Source organism: Ureibacillus chungkukjangi (assembly GCF_003217295.1).
In the GTDB taxonomy this organism is placed as follows: Bacteria; Bacillota; Bacilli; order Bacillales_A; family Planococcaceae; genus Ureibacillus; species Ureibacillus chungkukjangi.
In genome coordinates, this window is sequence record NZ_QJTJ01000002.1 from 215,226 (window position 1) to 231,501 (window position 16,276).

16 protein-coding genes and 1 pseudogene are annotated in these 16,276 nt (G+C 39.3%); 7 read left to right on the forward strand and 10 right to left on the reverse strand.

Annotated elements, in window-relative coordinates; translation table 11 throughout:
• Positions 1 to 71 precede the first annotated feature (71 nt).
• Together BJ095_RS02905 and BJ095_RS02910 are read left to right on the forward strand one after the other, a co-directional pair.
• On the forward strand, positions 72 to 1,076 hold the full coding sequence (locus BJ095_RS02905) for a DJ-1/PfpI family protein (protein ID WP_107931678.1): 1,005 nt from the start codon (positions 72 to 74) through the stop codon (positions 1,074 to 1,076).
• 71 nt (positions 1,077 to 1,147) lie between these two features.
• On the forward strand, positions 1,148 to 1,762 hold the full coding sequence (locus BJ095_RS02910) for a DUF2306 domain-containing protein (RefSeq protein WP_107931677.1): 615 nt from the start codon (positions 1,148 to 1,150) through the stop codon (positions 1,760 to 1,762).
• Between the two features lie 79 nt (positions 1,763 to 1,841).
• Here the strand turns inward: BJ095_RS02910 and BJ095_RS02915 are convergent, their stop codons facing one another.
• On the reverse strand, positions 1,842 to 2,771 hold the full coding sequence (locus tag BJ095_RS02915; RefSeq protein WP_107931675.1) for a ketopantoate reductase family protein: 930 nt from the start codon (positions 2,769 to 2,771) through the stop codon (positions 1,842 to 1,844).
• 258 nt (positions 2,772 to 3,029) lie between these two features.
• Here BJ095_RS02915 and BJ095_RS02920 point away from each other — a divergent pair, with 258 nt between their 5' ends.
• Both BJ095_RS02920 and BJ095_RS02925 read left to right on the forward strand, forming a co-directional pair.
• Positions 3,030 to 3,884 carry a dimethylarginine dimethylaminohydrolase family protein gene (locus BJ095_RS02920; protein ID WP_107931673.1) on the forward strand — a complete coding sequence of 285 codons (855 nt, stop codon included), beginning with the start codon at positions 3,030 to 3,032 and terminating at the stop codon, positions 3,882 to 3,884.
• Positions 3,885 to 4,099: 215 nt separating this feature from the next.
• Entirely contained in the window at positions 4,100 to 4,687 is a 588-nt protein-coding gene (locus BJ095_RS02925) for a hypothetical protein (protein WP_107931671.1), read from the forward strand.
• Positions 4,688 to 4,736: 49 nt separating this feature from the next.
• Here the strand turns inward: BJ095_RS02925 and BJ095_RS02930 are convergent, their stop codons facing one another.
• The 5 genes from BJ095_RS02930 to BJ095_RS02945 all read right to left on the reverse strand — a co-directional run bounded on the left by BJ095_RS02930 (position 4,737) and on the right by BJ095_RS02945 (position 8,618).
• Complete coding sequence (locus BJ095_RS02930; protein WP_107931669.1) at positions 4,737 to 5,462, reverse strand: 3-ketoacyl-ACP reductase; 726 nt, start codon at positions 5,460 to 5,462, stop codon at positions 4,737 to 4,739.
• A gap of 161 nt (positions 5,463 to 5,623) precedes the next feature.
• Entirely contained in the window at positions 5,624 to 6,484 is an 861-nt protein-coding gene (locus BJ095_RS02935; protein ID WP_107931667.1) for an aminoglycoside phosphotransferase family protein, read from the reverse strand.
• Between the two features lie 130 nt (positions 6,485 to 6,614).
• On the reverse strand, positions 6,615 to 6,764 hold the full coding sequence (locus tag BJ095_RS18935; RefSeq protein WP_181417941.1) for a hypothetical protein: 150 nt from the start codon (positions 6,762 to 6,764) through the stop codon (positions 6,615 to 6,617).
• A gap of 125 nt (positions 6,765 to 6,889) precedes the next feature.
• Positions 6,890 to 7,177 (reverse strand): hypothetical protein, encoded by a 288-nt coding sequence (locus tag BJ095_RS02940; RefSeq protein ID WP_146223192.1) that lies wholly within the window; start codon positions 7,175 to 7,177, stop codon positions 6,890 to 6,892.
• Positions 7,178 to 7,319: 142 nt separating this feature from the next.
• Positions 7,320 to 8,618, reverse strand: a complete 1,299-nt coding sequence (locus tag BJ095_RS02945) for an S-layer homology domain-containing protein (RefSeq protein WP_107931663.1) — start codon at positions 8,616 to 8,618, stop codon at positions 7,320 to 7,322.
• Positions 8,619 to 8,867: 249 nt separating this feature from the next.
• Between BJ095_RS02945 and BJ095_RS02950 the strand changes: the two genes are divergently transcribed.
• The 3 genes from BJ095_RS02950 to BJ095_RS02960 all read left to right on the forward strand — a co-directional run bounded on the left by BJ095_RS02950 (position 8,868) and on the right by BJ095_RS02960 (position 12,114).
• Positions 8,868 to 10,244 (forward strand): VWA domain-containing protein, encoded by a 1,377-nt coding sequence (locus BJ095_RS02950; protein ID WP_107931661.1) that lies wholly within the window; start codon positions 8,868 to 8,870, stop codon positions 10,242 to 10,244.
• A 63-nt stretch (positions 10,245 to 10,307) separates the two neighbouring features.
• Positions 10,308 to 10,976 carry a vWA domain-containing protein gene (locus BJ095_RS02955; RefSeq protein WP_107931659.1) on the forward strand — a complete coding sequence of 223 codons (669 nt, stop codon included), beginning with the start codon at positions 10,308 to 10,310 and terminating at the stop codon, positions 10,974 to 10,976.
• A 508-nt stretch (positions 10,977 to 11,484) separates the two neighbouring features.
• Positions 11,485 to 12,114, forward strand: coding sequence for a CAP domain-containing protein (locus tag BJ095_RS02960; RefSeq protein ID WP_107931657.1), 630 nt, complete (start codon positions 11,485 to 11,487; stop codon positions 12,112 to 12,114).
• Positions 12,115 to 12,200: 86 nt separating this feature from the next.
• On the opposite strand, the pseudogene BJ095_RS02965 reads toward BJ095_RS02960, so the two are convergent.
• The 4 genes and pseudogenes from BJ095_RS02965 to BJ095_RS02980 form a co-directional block, all read right to left on the reverse strand.
• Positions 12,201 to 12,824 (reverse strand): annotated as a pseudogene (locus tag BJ095_RS02965) (TerD family protein); the annotation flags it as partial.
• 102 nt (positions 12,825 to 12,926) lie between these two features.
• Positions 12,927 to 13,730, reverse strand: coding sequence for an HAD family hydrolase (locus tag BJ095_RS02970; protein ID WP_107931653.1), 804 nt, complete (start codon positions 13,728 to 13,730; stop codon positions 12,927 to 12,929).
• A 12-nt stretch (positions 13,731 to 13,742) separates the two neighbouring features.
• Positions 13,743 to 14,852, reverse strand: a complete 1,110-nt coding sequence (locus BJ095_RS02975; protein WP_181417942.1) for a cysteine protease StiP family protein — start codon at positions 14,850 to 14,852, stop codon at positions 13,743 to 13,745.
• 41 nt (positions 14,853 to 14,893) lie between these two features.
• Entirely contained in the window at positions 14,894 to 16,273 is a 1,380-nt protein-coding gene (locus BJ095_RS02980) for a phosphoribosyltransferase family protein (protein WP_107931651.1), read from the reverse strand.
• Between the last annotated feature and the right edge of the window lie 3 nt (positions 16,274 to 16,276).

Consider the following 16,276-nt stretch of genomic DNA (forward strand, 5'->3'; position numbering starts at 1 on the left):
GTATTCTTTCATTAATAGAGTGATCATTAGGTTTCACCCCACTGTTAAAAAGCTTAGATGGAGGAGTAAAAATGCACATCCAAATAGTATTGTTTGACGGATTTGATTTATTAGATGCCATTGCACCTTATGAGGTGTTTACTGCAGCTGCCATGTATACAAATGAGGCAATTACCGTTAGGCTCGTGTCTGCTGAAGGTGCACGAATGGTGCCTAGTGGCGTAAATGATTTAAAAATACAAGCAAGTGAAAAACTCGACCTTAACTGCAAAGGCATCATTCTTGTTCCAGGTGCCTCAGGTTCTGTTGATGGCAACGGACCAGATTCGGTACCTGTGAAGCTAAAAAATGCAACCGAAACGGAATTAAGTAATCTGTTAAAAGAAGCCCTTCAAAAGCCCGATATATTACTTTCAACTGTGTGCGGCGGTTCTCTCATTCTAGCAATGGATGGTTTATTAGAAGGACGTCATGCTGTGACACATCATATGGGGATGGGGCTATTGAGTGCCACAAATGCTATTCCTATTCAGGCTCGAATTGTCGATGATGGTGATCTTGTAACGGGTGGCGGTGTAACATCAGGACTTGATGTTGCCCTGTATTTAGTTGAACGAGAATTAGGTCCTCGTATAGCACATGAAGTAGAAAAGCTATTTGAATACGAACGTAGAGGCACTGTTTGGAAGGCTGAAGGAAGCGTGCCAAAAGAAGCACATCAAGAAGTGCCAGAGGAAGAGTCAAGCAATGCTAGCATGGTGCAAACTGATAGGATTGTTGATGTTCTAGGTAAATGGGATACGACCATTGCTACTCCTATCGGAAAACTTTCCGTTTTACTTGATTTAGCCTCTGCGGATGGACGAATTGTAGGAACTGCTACGCAAGGAAACGAAATTGTTCCGTTAAATCATCCGGTTCAAGAAGGAAATCAATTAAAATGGTCCATGAAGGTAACTAAGCCTATGCGTCTAACTTTAAAATTTACAGTTTATGTAGACGGGAATAACATGACTGGTGAAGCAAAGGCTGGTATGCTTCCTGCCTCAAAATTAAGTGGCCATCGCTTATTATAGATAGGATAAAGGCTACATTTATAAGAGCAATGCAGCTTCTTTCCCTAAGTATTATTGGAGGATTTCACTTTATGAAACAAAAAATAGGAATTATACTATTAGTTTTTTCAATGATGTGGGTATTACACACATTTTCAAAGAATTATATAGTGGACCCTTCCTTTGAAAAATTTATTTCTAGGAAGGACCAAATTCTTACAGATGAACGTTTATGGATTTTGATGATTCGTATTCATATCTTACTTGCGATTATTTCGCTTATTACCGGGCCACTAGGAATTATTAAAGCACTTCGTGATAAATCAAGAAGCTTTCACCGATGGAACGGGAGATTATATGTATTGTCCATCCTTTTAAATTTCATTCCAGGTGTCTATGTCTCGTTCTTTGCAACGGGAGGATGGATAAGTGTTATAGGGTTTCTTATTTTAAATACATTATGGCTAGGAACAACACTTCTCGGCTTTTACTATATTAAAAGAAAAAAAGTTATATTGCATAGCCAATGGATTACCAGGAGTTTCTTTCTTTCCTTTGCCAATATGATGATTTATATAATTGTAGTTATTGCACATAACCTCATGAATTTTACTTATGAAAATTCATACACAATAGCAGTCTGGCTAAGCTGGTCTCTTAATCTACTTGTAGCAGAATTAATGATTCGTAAGAAAGTATTTATTTAAACCTGTCAGATATATAGAAGTTCCTGCAAGAAAAAAAAGGCTTAATTGTGTAAGCCTTTTTTTCTATTTAAAGATTGCTTCAGTTTTTCACTCTGCCCAATTCATAAGGCTTCAGGATGCCATAAAGCGTCTCGATAACCGGAATCGAGACATCATGCTTTGTAGCCAACCGCAGTGCCGCACCCTGCAAATGCTCGAGTTCGATTGGGAGACCCTTTCTTAGATCTTGATGCATGGAGGACGTTGCCTCTTTTTTGAAGCCAAGTAGCATATTTACTACACCTTCTACTTCACCATCTGTTAGATGAACCCCCTCTTTTTCGGCAAGCAAGCTCATTTCTTGGATGACGTTTTTAGCAACCTTAAGAGTCGCAGGTGTTTCTGAGATAAAGCCTGATGGTAATTGCATTGCTGAAGTGATACCAGAGAGCGCTGTAATGAATGCATACTTAATCCAGAGGTGTTTTAGGATGTTTTCTTCTCTTATGAAATTGGATTTCAGCTGCTGTTGGATTTCTTCGATTTCACTGCATAGTTGCGTTTGTTCACTGTGAAGCGCTCCGTATTTTAAAATACTGGTTGGATTCGTATGCTCGACATGACCTTGTTCGTTTAAGGTTGCAACGATTGTAGCAAGTCCGCCCATTACCTTTTCTTCACCAACTGCCTGCTGGAGCCTTTCGATATGCTCGATTCCATTTAGTAAAGGCAGAACGACAGCACCAGTTTGCTGTGCAATCGTTTGAATTTGCGGAATAACTGAATCGAGATGATAGCCTTTGACAGTGAGTATAATTAAATCTGCATTTTTCACTTGTTCAGGTGACGTATAAGTTGTGATGTCTTTCCTTTCAAAGTCACCCTCTGGACTGCTGATTTTCAGCCCTTCATTTTTCAGCTGCTGTGCACGTTTTTCTCTCACAAAAAAAGAAACATTTTGACCGACCTCAAGCAGCCTTCCCCCAAAGTAAAGCCCTAGCGCTCCCGCACCGAATACTACAATATTCATAAAACAGCCTCCATCCCCGAAAAATTACTAGATTGTTGATATTACTAAATATACCATATTTGAGCTGGCATCGGCTTATAACTTTCTGTTTTTTCAGATAACATTGGTTTGGCGGATATAATGTACAACTCGGCGGATATTCTCGAAAAAGTGGCGGAAATATTAGAAAAACTGGCGGATAAAGTACCAATTTTGGCGGATAAAATCCACTAACAATAGGAGAAACTAATACAAAGTAAAGGAATAGGATGGGGATTAATGAAGGAACATACAAACACAAACAAAGTTTTTTGTAGGAGTGAGTATGACACATTAAAACGGGTAGTTCTTTGTCAGCCTCAATATATGACGATTCGGCAGGTCATCAATAGCACGCAGGAGCATTTTAAGAAGCAAGGGCTTCATATCGAACGTGCCCTGCAGCAGCACGAAGAGTTTGTAAATACGCTTAAGAAATATGATATCGACGTTGTATTTTTACCGTATCATAAAAAATATCCTGAGCAGGTTTTTACAAGGGATATTGGCTTTACAATCGGCGAAACTATTTTTGTGGCGAATATGGCTACAGATGCTCGTTCTGGTGAGGAAAATGTTTTGAAGCAGTGGCTGGAGGATGAAGAAATCTCCTATTTCAACCTGGTGAAGGAAAAAATTGAAGGCGGCGATGTGATTATTGACCAGGATACCGTTTATGTTGGTCTAAGTAGCCGTACAACCCAAAAAGTGGCGGATCACCTGCAGCGCCTATATAGTAATTTGAATGTTATTACGATTCCATTTAAGGAGAAATATTTGCATCTAGACTGTGTCTTTAATGTCGTCTCGCCTGATGTGGCAATAATTTATCCGGACGGTTTGACAAAAAAAGAAATCGACCTCTTCGCTTCACGCTATGATTTGATTACCGTTTCAGAGCTGGAGCAATTTCAACTTGGCACCAATGTGCTAAGTATCGGCAACAAACGTATCATCAGCCTGCCGATAAATAACAATGTTAACGACCAACTTCGCAAACGAGGCTTTGAGGTCATCGAAATCGACTTTTCCGAAATCATCAAATCCGGCGGCTCCTTCCGCTGCTGTACCTTACCATTATTGCGAGAAAACTAAAAAACAGGCCAGGCCCACACCTAAAAGAGCAAGTGTGAACCTGGCCTTCCATTATTCTGAATTGTTCTAGAATTGTGTGTGTACCTGGCACCCGTACTATTCAGAATTGTTTATGTACCTGGTACATAAACAATTCTATTTTTCTATGATTAATCACATTCATTTTGGGTATGTAGAGGTTAACCTACGTGCAATTGATGAGGATGTGTTGATGTATGTTTGGCCTTTCAAATCTTGTTTCTCTTATTGTTTCGGCATTTATCATCCTTCCTGTTGTTTTATTCCTTCGGGAGATGAGCTATTTAATTGTCAGTGGTATGTTTGGAGTTATTAAGCCCAGGATCACAATCGGTTCTGGCCCTCGTGTTATTAAATTTGGAATTATTGATATCCGAAAATATTATCATTTTTATAGCTGGTTTTCGTATGATGACTTAAAAAATAATAGTAAGCTTGCGTACATTTTGATTTACTCAAGTCCCATTATTTTCAACCTGACCATCGCGCTTCTCATCAATGCTTTAATAGCCAACGGAGTGCTTGATGATTACAAGGTTTTCTGGGATCGCTTTGTTTTTTATGTGTTTTATTTCATGCTATTTGATGTCATCCCTATGTTTACAATAAACGGGAAGCCAAATAATGGCATGATAATTTATGAAATGATTCGCTATGGGAAACGGGTGGATTATAACCCGGAGTCCTTCCTTCCCACAACATCAGAAATGGAGAAGCAGCATAAGGAATTCATGAAAAAAATGGAGGAAATAAAAAAAGAACGGGAAGAGGAAGATTGCGATTAAAAAAGCCAGCTCTCCAATTTAAAATGGCGGGCTGGCTTTATAATTTAATTTAGAAAGGATTTGTAGCAATAAATCCTGCCGTTTTCACGTAGATACGTGGGTTAAGCTTTAATTGGTTAACGATAAATTCAGCGATGTCCTCTGGCTGCATCATTTTCGATTCATCGTTTTCTTTAATTAGGTTCGTTTCTACTGCTAGATCAGTAGCTACCGTACTTGGTGTTAAAGCAGATACACGAATATTATTGCGGCGAACCTCTTGTGCTAATGATTCAGTAAAGCCGATAACACCGAACTTCGATGCACTATACGCACTTGAAGTTGCAGCCCCACTTAAGCCATTTGTGGAAGAGATGTTGATGATATCGCCAGCTTCTTTATCTAATAATTGAGGTAAAACCGCTCGAGTTACATAATATGTACCCATTAAGTTTACATCAATCATTTTCTTCCATTCTTCAGGCTCCATATCTAAAACTGAGCCAAATGTTGCAATCCCCGCATTATTAACTAGAATATCGGCATTGCCTAATTCTTTTGCTAGTAACGTAACAGCTACCTCCACTTGCTCTTGAGATGAAACATCCGCCATCGCATAGGCAACCTTAACGCCTAAGCCCTCGATTTGAGTTGCCACTTCTTTTAAGCCTGATTCAGAGCGTGCAATTAAACCAACACTTACGCCTTCTTTAGCTAAAGCGATGGCCGTTGCTCTACCAATCCCTCTTGCTCCACCTGTGATAATTGCAACTTTTCCTTGTAACGATTGCGCCATAAAATCGGCTCCCTTCTATACAATTTAATACCTTCGCCTTCATTATACTATCTTGACATAATTGTGGCATGGAATTAGCTTGGGGGAATTGTTTGTGTACCTGGTACACAAACAATTCTAGTACAATTCAGAATATTCATCATTACATGTGTACCTGGCACCTAAACACTCCCCCTCAAATACGCCAATACTGCATTCATCTCCTGCGCTTCCTCCGCTCCATCTTCTACCGCCCAGAGCACTTGTACTGTCAGTAGTGCGATGGCTGCTTTTCTTAAACGGAGCTCGTCTAGTGCTTGCTTTGATGCAATCTGTTTCAGCCGCGTTTCCAGCAATATTAAGTCGTGATTTAATTCGTTAAATAAAAACGAGATGTAATCGTAGTAGATGTCTCCCTGTACCCCTTTTGGATCGATAGCAACCCAGCCTTGTTTCTCGTCGAATAGGATGTTTTCATGATGTAAATCCCCATGCAAGTTTACATTCCCTTTAGAAGATTCTTCAATTTCCTTTTTATAGCGAAGTGCCGTTTCGATATGCTCTTCTGTTACGAAATCGCTCGGGACAGGATTCACCAATGCCTTAAACCAATTATGTATAAAAGGCAAATCCTCGGAAGGCAGCCTGTTTAATCTATTCCAAACCATCAAGTATATGTCGATTTGCTCGTCCTTCTCCAGCTCTTTTAGCATCTTGCCCGGTGTGAGCCGTTCAAGTAAGAGACAGCCTCGCTTTTCGTCATGGTTATATAGTGTTACGAAGCCCTCTCCCTGAAACTCCTTCGTCGCTTTTATTTCATTAGAAAAGTCATATCCCGGAACACCGATTTTCAAAACAAGCGAGCGACTCATGGTGTCCTTTACGTATGCCACATAGTTATACGATAAATTGGCAGGCTCTCCTTCTATAGTTAATCTCCAATCGTGACAGATTGCATCAAGCGATTTGGGTAATTGCTCAAGCCACAGCTCACCCTTTGTACCAAATGCAGCTTTTATTTTCTCTCGAAATCTTTTATTCATGCTATCCCTCCTTTGACATTCCTAATTACGATTCAATATCCATTAAACAATTTCCTGCAAAAATAAAACCCCTAACACTAATAAATAGTGTTAAAGGCTACGCGCTAGAGAGCACTCTGGCTTTTATTTTTTACTCATCATCAATTTCACCATCACCGATTTCATCTTCCTCTTCAATATCCTCAATGTGCTCCCCTTCATCCGGTGCTTCATCGTTGCCACAAGCTACTAAAGAGAACATTGAAAACGTTAAAAACATCATCATAAGTAATTTCTTCATAATAGGAAAACCTCCTTTTTAAATAGGTTTCCCGGATTGCCCTAAACAAAACCCTTACATTTGGAAAATCTGAATTGTTCTTAATTGTGTGTGTACCTGGTACACATACAATTTACCCGCAATTCCTATCTAAACAGATTAAAGAATGCGCCAATTTGTCTTACCATGTTAATGCCATCTGATAGTTTTCCGGCGTGGTTCATCATCATGTTGAGATTTTCAGGGAGTCCTCTTCTTTGGCCCTGCTGCGGGAATCCGTATGGCGGCTGCTGGTTGTTCATATAAGGATTGTCTGGTCTTCTTCTTTCGAAGGGTGGGCCGAAATTTTGTCTGGGACCAGGTGGCATTGCTCTTCTTCTAGGATCCTCCGCAAATGCTCTTCTTCTGTCATCTGGTGGATAAAACGGCATCAATCTAATCACCCCCTATTAGGATTAAACTTTATCTCTAGTATATGCTTGAGTTTTTTAGTGGCTTAGACTTTATGAGAAATTTATATTCACAAGAAAAAAGCAACCCACCAAAGCTAGTACCTTGATAGATTGCTCTATTTTTTTATTTCAATAACTCATCCGGCACTACAAACAAATGCCCTGAATTATCTGCGTAAACACCTATAATTGTTTTGTCTTTAATATATTTCACGATATAAAGCTTTTTCCCATCATGCTTTGTTGTATTCAGAAGCTCTACCTTCGTACCGTCTCGTTCCATATTGGCCTTTACTTCTTCCCATGTTAAGTTAATCGGCTCTTCCTGTAGAGTGACCCATCTATAATTCTCCATAAACCACTTTCCATTTTGTTTAACTAGCGTAAAGTAAACGGTGCTTCCTCCTGAAACCATTTGATCGAACACAATGGAAGAGGCTACAACTCGGTCACTTGTGTTCTCTAGCACATTAAAACGGATATCTAAAGCAGCATAAGGATATGGAGGCACATCGCATGAGCAATAAAATTCATCCTTCACATCCTTTAAAAATCCATCCGTAAAGGTAGGAGTGGCATATTTTAATAATTCTGGTCTTAAAATAGTAAAGTCTGGATGGTTTTCAAAGGACCAATTATTTTCTTCCCCTAAACGCTTGAATGTATCTACAATTCCTGATAGCTTCTCTTTTACAACATTCTTTGCTTCATTTTTAGAAAGTATATTTAACTCAGGATCTACTTTTGCTTTCGATTGTTTGACTAGCTCATCCAGTGCAAGACCTTTTTTGGCTGTATTTGAAGCAGCTTCACTTACTTTTCCGAAACCACTTTGATTCATCATATATAAAAATGTAACTACTTGAGCTCTAGTAAGTTCATTATTGTAGCCGAAAAATTCTAATACATTGTCCTTCTTATCATGATTTTGCCCAGTTGAGATTTCATGCTCTAGCAAAAATTGAATTGAATTATTCAAATCTAGATTATCATGACCTAAATATACTAGAGCCTGCGCCACTAAGCCGCGCTTTACTGGTTGGTTTCGAATCGTATCATCTATATACCCATTTAAAGGTACACCATAGGAGGCTAGTGAATTATATACATCATCTGCCCAATGTTTCGAAGGTGTATCTTTTGTAATCTCTCCATCCGTCTTGTTTAACTTGTATAGATTATTTAACATGACCACTAGTTGAGCTTCACTCACTTTGTTATTAGGGCCAAAGCTTCCATCCTCATAGCCACTTATAATTCCCTTTTCCTTTGCCCAAGCAACCGCCTCATAGGCATAATGATCACTTTTTACATCAGGAAAACTTGAATACTTGACCGGGGCAGCTGCTAAAGCATTAGACTGGATACCCATAGCAACACAAAGACACAATATCGAAACTAGTATACTCAAAAGCTTTTTCATAGAGCCCTCCTACTTATTTGTATATTTTAGGTAAAAATCCACATAATAGTATTTTATGTATTATCAAAGACAAAAATTCTCCCAAATTTAAAAGTTTAGAATCTATTTCTTGTTGCTTCAATAAGGATGACTACTAGTAAACTCTATTTTTAATTTCTTTTCCCTAATCAGAGTGGATTAAACCTATTGTTTGTTCAGATGGGATATAATGGGTATATGATTTTTAGTTTAATTTTAAATGGAGGGTCTATGAAAACTTTAATTCGTGGTGAAAAAGTAAATGTATCTGATTTTACCTCTGCAACTCAATTAGAGGTAGAGGTAAATGTATCTTCAAGCTTTGAAATTGATATTACATGCTTTGGGCTAGACCAGAAAAAACAGCTTACAGACGATCGGTATATGATTTTTTACAATCAGTTAAATTCCCCATCCAACGAAATTCAACTTAGAAACCTTGGGAATGGCAGTGGTACTTTCTTCATCGACTTAGCCAAAATCCCGACTTCCATCCAATACCTCGTTTTCACAGCAACAATTGATGGAAACGGAACAATGGGTATGATTCAAAATGGCTCCCTGAAATTAAAAACGGGCAATCAAACACTTCTTGACTATTCCTTTAACGGAAATGATTTCAAAAATGAAAAAGCCGTGATTATTACAGAAGTTTATAATTATAAATCCCTTTGGAAGGTTTCCTCTGTCGGGAGTGGCTTTGACGGAGGTCTTTCTGCTCTATTAACAAGCTTCGGTGGTACTGCTTCAGAAGAACAGGCACCAGCTAATACACCTACACCTGTAACAGCAGCCGCGTCAGAATCGCAAGCCGCTCCTACTCCTGTACTCGATAAAAAAATACTGTTAGAGAAGAAGATGGAGCAAACAGCACCAAAATTATTGGACCTTTCAAAGAAAGCCAAAATCTCGCTAGAAAAAGCCGGACTGCAAAATCATACGGCAAAGGTAGCACTCTGCTTGGATATCTCTGGCTCCATGTCTAAAATGTACCGTTCAGGCAAAATCCAAGAATTTGTAGAGCGTATTTTGGCATTAGGAACTCGCTTTGACGATGATGGCTCCATCGACGTATTTTTATTTGGCAAAAATGCCTATGATGCAGGCGAAATCACGATCGATAACTTTGGCGGCTCTGTGGATCGCTTAATCAGGCAGCATCCTTTAGAAGGTAACACCTATTACGGCAAAGCGATGAAAATTATTCGAAAGCATTATTTTGGTCATGGAGGAAAACGCGACAAGCCCTATTCACAAAAGCATCCTGTTTACGTCATGTTTGTAACAGACGGCGCCCCATTCGACAGAGCTGACGCAACGAACCATATTCAGCATTCATCCTATGAGCCGATGTTCTGGCAGTTCATGGCGATTGGTAAGTCAAATAAAGGTGCCAAAAAGAAAGGCGGTTTCTTCAATAGTCTTATCCAATCCGATTTCACCTTCCTGGAGCAGCTAGATAATCTGAGTGGTCGCTATTTGGATAACGCCAACTTCTTTAGTGTCGAGGATCCGTTAGAGCTATCAGACACAGAGCTCTACGATTTACTAATGACCGAATACCCAGGATGGGTCAAATCAGCAACGCAAAAGGGATTAATTCAGTAGCCTCGTGAATAAGCAAACTTTGAAATGCAACACTAATACAACTTTCTTGTTAGGAGGAGCAGCATGTCCACTATATCTTTAAGAAAAGACAAAGTAAAAATCGTACTGACTAAGAAAAAATTAACTGGTGTTAAAGCAAAGGTTGGGCTCGTCCTGGATATTTCAGGTTCTATGAGACGCCTTTATAAAATTGGCGAGGTTCAGGAAGCCGTTGAGCGTGTTGCTGCAGTAGCTTCCCAGTTCGATGATGATGGCTCCTTGGACGTTTGGGTATATGACAACGAATTTTCCAGACTGCCTGAAGTAACAGAGCATAACCTACTTGGCTATGTAGAAAAGAATATTCTAGGGAATGACGCTATTCACAAATTCGGTCGTAATGACGAGCCCCAGGTTATGGCAGACATTATCAACAAATACACTGTTGAAGAACCAAGTGATGAACCTGTTTTCTTAATCTTTATCAATGATGGTGGCTGCAAACCGGGCATTAAAAAATTTATCGTAGAGTCTTCAAACAAGCCAATTTTTTGGCAATTCGTCGGCATCGGTGACTCAAACTTTGACGTCCTGCGCAAATTGGACACAATGGAAGGCCGCTTTATCGACAACGCGAACTTCTTCCATTTCGAAGACATCGAAAAAATCACAGATGAGCAGCTTTACGAGAACCTATTAGACGAATTTCCCTCCTGGCTTGAAGAAGCAAAGGAAAAAGGGATTTTGAAGTAGAATGAAATGTAATGTAATGAACCCTTGTTAAGCAGATTTTGCTTGGCAAGGGTTTTATTATTGTCTACAAGTAATTGGGCAAGCTTATTATATGCTGGTTTTGATAAATTTCGTTAATTATTAGTATTTTTTCGAGGGTTGATTTTGAAGTGTCGGGATTATTGATGAAAGTGTCGGGATTTTTTGAAAAAGTGTCTGAATTTCGACAAAAAGTGGCGGGAATATAAGCAAAAGTGGCGAGATTAAATCTCTGCAATCACTCCTTTTAAAAATTTATTTGACGGATATTTACTTCTAACTGGCGGATTTATCACAAAAGTTGGCGGATAAACGAGCAAAATCGGCGGATATAATTCACCCAACAGCACTTATCAATTCGATTCTCTCCCATCACAGTTTCCCAAGCCTTTATTTTATGGCTTTTCGCCTAACAAATAACAATTATATGTCGTATAAAAAGCCTATCCAAAATCAAAAATAAGAGAAATCAAAAGGAGGTGTAATGTAAATGAATAAGTTTTCGAGCGTCCTTCTGTTTTGTGCCTTACTCCTGTTCTCTTCTAGTTATACTGTACAGGGGCAAGAAATCAAAATGTTCAAGGAGCCACCATTTGAGTATTATAAGGTCTCTAAAGGGGATTCATTCTGGTTCATTGCCAAACGATATGGGTTGGATTATAAGGAGCTTATGAGACTAAACCCATCAGTTGATCCACTGAATATGCAGGTTGGTTCGACTATCCGATTAAAGGATTCGGGTAAACCGGTGGCAAGCTTTGAAGAAGAAGTCGTTCGATTGGTGAATGTCGAAAGACAAAAAGCTGGCCTAGGTGCTGTCCAGCATCGCGCCGATGTGAAAAGCGTTGCTCAAAAGAAAGCAATGGATATGATCAACAGTAACTACTTCAGTCATACGAGCCCGAACTATGGTAGTCCTTTTGATATGTTGAAAACCTTCGGCGTATCTTATCGAGCTGCAGGTGAAAACATTGCCAAAGGACAAAAGACACCACAAGAGGTTATGAATTCCTGGATGAACTCATCAGGACATAGAGCCAATATTTTAAATGGTCAATACAACGCTATTGGTGTTGGTTACTATAACGGTGCATGGGTTCAAATGTTTATTCAATCATAATAAAAAGTAGCCGTCTCAAATTTGAGATTGGCTACTTTTTCAGCTTATACTTATGATTATTCTGGTTGATCCCCAGCGAAAAGCATTTATTTTCTTCCAGCTACCCAGTTCATGCCCCAGTTATAGGCTTGGTCCATATTTTTGTGGCCATTAAAGTACTCTACAAGACGCTCCACCTTAAATGTTTCGTCATTTACATTTTCAATCATGGCGATAGCACACATAATTTGCCCGTTTTTGTGCTCATCCAGCTTCACTTCAATGTCTGGGCCTGCAGGGTATTTTAATGTCACAACGCCATCTGCTTGCGACCAATTGGCTGCACCTTCATAGATGAAGGCATACACTAATACACGCTTGATTTCAGAAAGCTTACTTCCATTTATGCGAAGGTTTTCTCCACCCGTAGCAGAGCCAGTGCGATCATCTGCATCTAATTGCATATATGGATAGCTTTCGTAGGAGCCAAATGCATTTCCTAATGCTTGCACACAGCCCTTTTCGCCATTTTTCAGTTCATATAAACAGCCCAAATCAAGATCTACATTATTTGACTTACCTAGTAAAGAAGAAAGGAAGCCCCCTGATTTTTTCCCAGTATTTTGCTGATTCCAATTCAGATTGACTAAAATTTCACCTATTGCTTGATTGTTTTTAGTCAGATTAATGGATTGTCCTTTTTTCTTTAACTCGATTTTGTTCAAATTTACCATTTAATGTAGCCTCCCATTTTTATAGGTACTTTCATTTCAGCCAATTTACCGAAATCTTCTTCATCCCGAACACTGCACACCCGCTCGTACTTCCAGCTACTACTTCACCACATTCAGCTCCAAAATGTTCTGAAGCAGCTCCTCTGTTGAGGTAGCACCCATACCGTTTAACCACTTTACTTTTTCATCATTAGGCTGCATTTCGTATAGCTCTCCATGTGTTGGGCTATAACCATAGTCTGCTTCGATAATCATATCGTAGTCCATCATGGAATCACCTGCTGCCACATGAAGGTCATAGTCCACAAAGTTTTGTAAATATCGAACCGCGTAGGCTTTGTTTAAGCTAGTTGGCAGGACATATAGTTTTCTTCCATGCAGGAAAATACTCCAGCCCATTGTCATTAGCTCACTTTGGAATTCCGCAAGCTCGCCTCTTGGCACAAGCTCTCTATTGACATGGAACATATAAAACAAATCATCGATGTAAAATTCACGAGCTACCCAGGACTCATGACGAATCTTAGAAAACACCCGAATCATTTCTTCCTTTGGCTGAGATTGATCTGCTAAACGGTTACGCACAATTTTATTCCACTCTAAATCCGATTTACCGTCAATCAAGAGTGTTCCACCATTGCTTGTTATCGCATATTTCGGATTGATATCCTTTGCGAGGGCGTGAATTCTTTCATATTGATAAACTGCTCTCGTTGTCACCGGTACAAACAAGTGCTCTTTGCTAAATTGCTTTAACAAATGGATGGAGTCCATAGACATATAAGAAATCTCAAGAGCCTCTTTATGTTCAACAGGAATCACATCTCCAGCTACCGGATATGTCTGCATCATCGTATTAGAATAAATTAAAGTACGATCTAAATCGGATGTAAATAAAATCAAGCTATATCCCCCTTATAATTCCTTAATTATTCCACAGCACGAGTAAGACATGTCCGTAAATTCTTCAATTGGCACATTACGCTCTTTAGCAAGCATCAGGATATGGGTTAAATCATTCGAGTACTTAGGATTCACAAGGATTTTCCAAGGCACACGACGTAGTAATACACGTGTTGTTTCACCAACACCAGGTTTAATAAAATGCGTATTATTTATGCCGAATTTATCTTGAATTCCTTCAACAGAACGCATGCCCTTCCAGGAAGGTGTCGCATCCTCTTTTCTCAGCTCCTCAAGCTTTTCTGCTACCTCGTTTTGCACAAGCGCGAATTCACTGGTTAGCGTATCTACGTAAAGATTGGACACATCTACATCAGTCAATTCCTTATAATACTTCGCCCCGTGGAAGTCACTTTCCTCCATAAAATCATAATTCAATACAGTTCGGCTAACTAAGCCTGAAACGGTTGAATTTAGACAAGCCGATGGAATCAAAAAGTCGTCTCGTGTTCCGTAGATACTTACACAATGACCTGGGTCTGCTAAAACACTTAAAGAAGAATCTAATTTGGCCTCATGCGTCGCATTGTAGGCCTTACATGCCTCATCTAATTCGTATGTAATGGCACCTTTTCCTGTCCAGCCATCAACAAATTGAATTTTTGCTTGTGGGTGTTGGTCAAAAATATAGTCGATTGCTACTTCATCAATTCCTCTCCCGCGAATGATCGAGATAGAGTAATGTGGCACCTCCACTTGATATTTAAATGACAAGTAGCGCTTAATCAAGATTCCAATGGGTGTTCCTGCCCTTGCCAAGCTTACAAGAACCAGATTCTCAAGACCGTTTCTTTCCTTGATTTGCTCTGCAACAACCCCTACTGCAATGGCCACGCGTTTTGAGTACTGCTCTAACGTATTATGAAATAACGATAAATATTCTTCTGTTGGTTGGTATTCTACAGGCAGCATTTCTGAATAATGTGTACCCGATTGGATAAGTTTTTCTCTTTCCTCTGACTTTCTCTCAATCTTAAAATTGCTAATATCCCGTAATAAAAAGATAACATCCTCTTCTTTGTAGCTTCCCATTTTATCCGGTTTCACAATTGGTTTGTTCATACATATTCCCTCCATGCTTTTGTAGTTTGGCGTTTGCTCCTTTACTCCACGATTTCAGTCATATTAACGATATTAATATATGGTAGATTTACTCTTGCTAACTCCTCTATTAACGGGCTTGCCGCATCTAAAGAGGACATTCTTTCAAAGATGATAAAGACCTCATCATATTGGTTTGCTTGAATATTATACAGATAGTTTGTTACCCCTTGGTTCTCAGGACTATCGAAGGTGAACTTTTGCCAAATGGTATAGTTATTTGAGTTCGTATGATAGATTGGGCTACGTGTAGTTGAATGGAAAGAGACACCCTCCCCCATCTGAGCAGCAATGTGCATAGGTAAATACATAAATTCGCCCGTACCAATGACCAATGTTTTTTTGCCCCGTCTTTTTTCTTTCACGTAATTTGCAACTGCTTGGATTTGATTTGAAAACGCCTTTTCCTTTTCTATGGAAAGACCAAATCTTCCTGTTGCATGTAGATAGCTCGATTTGTTTGGAATGCCATTGACACTAGTTGAAGAGCTTTGTTGAAGGCCATCTGATGATAAAAGGTGAGAAACCGGTAGATAAGATACCTCTGGTTGGAATGAGTGATCAGTTTTCGTTTCGTGCTCTTCTGTGCTTGGTGTTCCACTAATTGAAACGACCCCATCTATTAAAGCAATGGTATGAATTTTAACATCCAATTCGTCCTCTAATTGACGGTATCGCTCACGATATTCTGGCGTACGCCAATCTAATATCGAAACGACTGTAAATTCCTTCTTCAAGGGATACTCGGCTTTAATCGTCCGTATTATATTGATGGCTGTTTTCCCAGTTGTGACTTCATCATCCACAAGAACCACTTCACTGTCATCCTGGAAAAATTCTGCATCAAGTGCATAAACACGATGACTCGTAGCATGCGAATGCTCCTCTTCAAAATTAATAATTGAAGTGAGACTTTCAATTTGCTCACGTGTTGTATGAATATACTTTGCATTATTGCTAAAGCTGCTAAAGACTGCGTGACCCAGTGCAGTTGCTGTTTCTGCAAAGCCGACAAAGGTTGTGGCCTTTGGAAGTGAAATCGGGGCTTTTTGTAGTGAGCCCCAGATTTCCTCTAATCCTTCATTTGTTTGGATAGCATTTGCGATTTTTTGAGCACGTGAATCACTTTCCCCATGAACTACCTCTAAATAACGTATCGCAAGTAAGCTTCCCACAAGCAACGGTATTTTAGGATTGACTGCAAGATGCTTTCCTAAAACCTTGCTAACAAATAAGAAGCTTCGGTTTTTATTGATTCGTGCTGCCATTTGAAATAACTGACCAAGCTGAAAATCGTATGGATTATTTAATACATCCACTTCGACAGTTAAGTCATTTAATACTTGATATACTTCTTTATTTTCAACAGGCTTCAGAGTCATCTC

What these genes read in the sequence shown, in the direction of transcription:
- BJ095_RS02910 (WP_107931677.1), top strand. Translation starts at nt 1,148, where the DNA reads ATGAAACAAAAAATAGGAATTATACTATTAGTTTTTTCAATGATGTGG.
- BJ095_RS02955 (WP_107931659.1), top strand. Translation starts at nt 10,308, where the DNA reads ATGTCCACTATATCTTTAAGAAAAGACAAAGTAAAAATCGTACTGACT.
- BJ095_RS02945 (WP_107931663.1), bottom strand. Translation starts at nt 8,618, where the DNA reads ATGAAAAAGCTTTTGAGTATACTAGTTTCGATATTGTGTCTTTGTGTT.
- BJ095_RS02920 (WP_107931673.1), top strand. Translation starts at nt 3,030, where the DNA reads ATGAAGGAACATACAAACACAAACAAAGTTTTTTGTAGGAGTGAGTAT.
- BJ095_RS02925 (WP_107931671.1), top strand. Translation starts at nt 4,100, where the DNA reads ATGTTTGGCCTTTCAAATCTTGTTTCTCTTATTGTTTCGGCATTTATC.
- BJ095_RS02930 (WP_107931669.1), bottom strand. Translation starts at nt 5,462, where the DNA reads ATGGCGCAATCGTTACAAGGAAAAGTTGCAATTATCACAGGTGGAGCA.
- BJ095_RS02950 (WP_107931661.1), top strand. Translation starts at nt 8,868, where the DNA reads ATGAAAACTTTAATTCGTGGTGAAAAAGTAAATGTATCTGATTTTACC.
- BJ095_RS02935 (WP_107931667.1), bottom strand. Translation starts at nt 6,484, where the DNA reads ATGAATAAAAGATTTCGAGAGAAAATAAAAGCTGCATTTGGTACAAAG.
- BJ095_RS02975 (WP_181417942.1), bottom strand. Translation starts at nt 14,852, where the DNA reads ATGAACAAACCAATTGTGAAACCGGATAAAATGGGAAGCTACAAAGAA.
- BJ095_RS02915 (WP_107931675.1), bottom strand. Translation starts at nt 2,771, where the DNA reads ATGAATATTGTAGTATTCGGTGCGGGAGCGCTAGGGCTTTACTTTGGG.
- BJ095_RS02905 (WP_107931678.1), top strand. Translation starts at nt 72, where the DNA reads ATGCACATCCAAATAGTATTGTTTGACGGATTTGATTTATTAGATGCC.
- BJ095_RS02980 (WP_107931651.1), bottom strand. Translation starts at nt 16,273, where the DNA reads ATGACTCTGAAGCCTGTTGAAAATAAAGAAGTATATCAAGTATTAAAT.
- BJ095_RS18935 (WP_181417941.1), bottom strand. Translation starts at nt 6,764, where the DNA reads ATGAAGAAATTACTTATGATGATGTTTTTAACGTTTTCAATGTTCTCT.
- BJ095_RS02960 (WP_107931657.1), top strand. Translation starts at nt 11,485, where the DNA reads ATGAATAAGTTTTCGAGCGTCCTTCTGTTTTGTGCCTTACTCCTGTTC.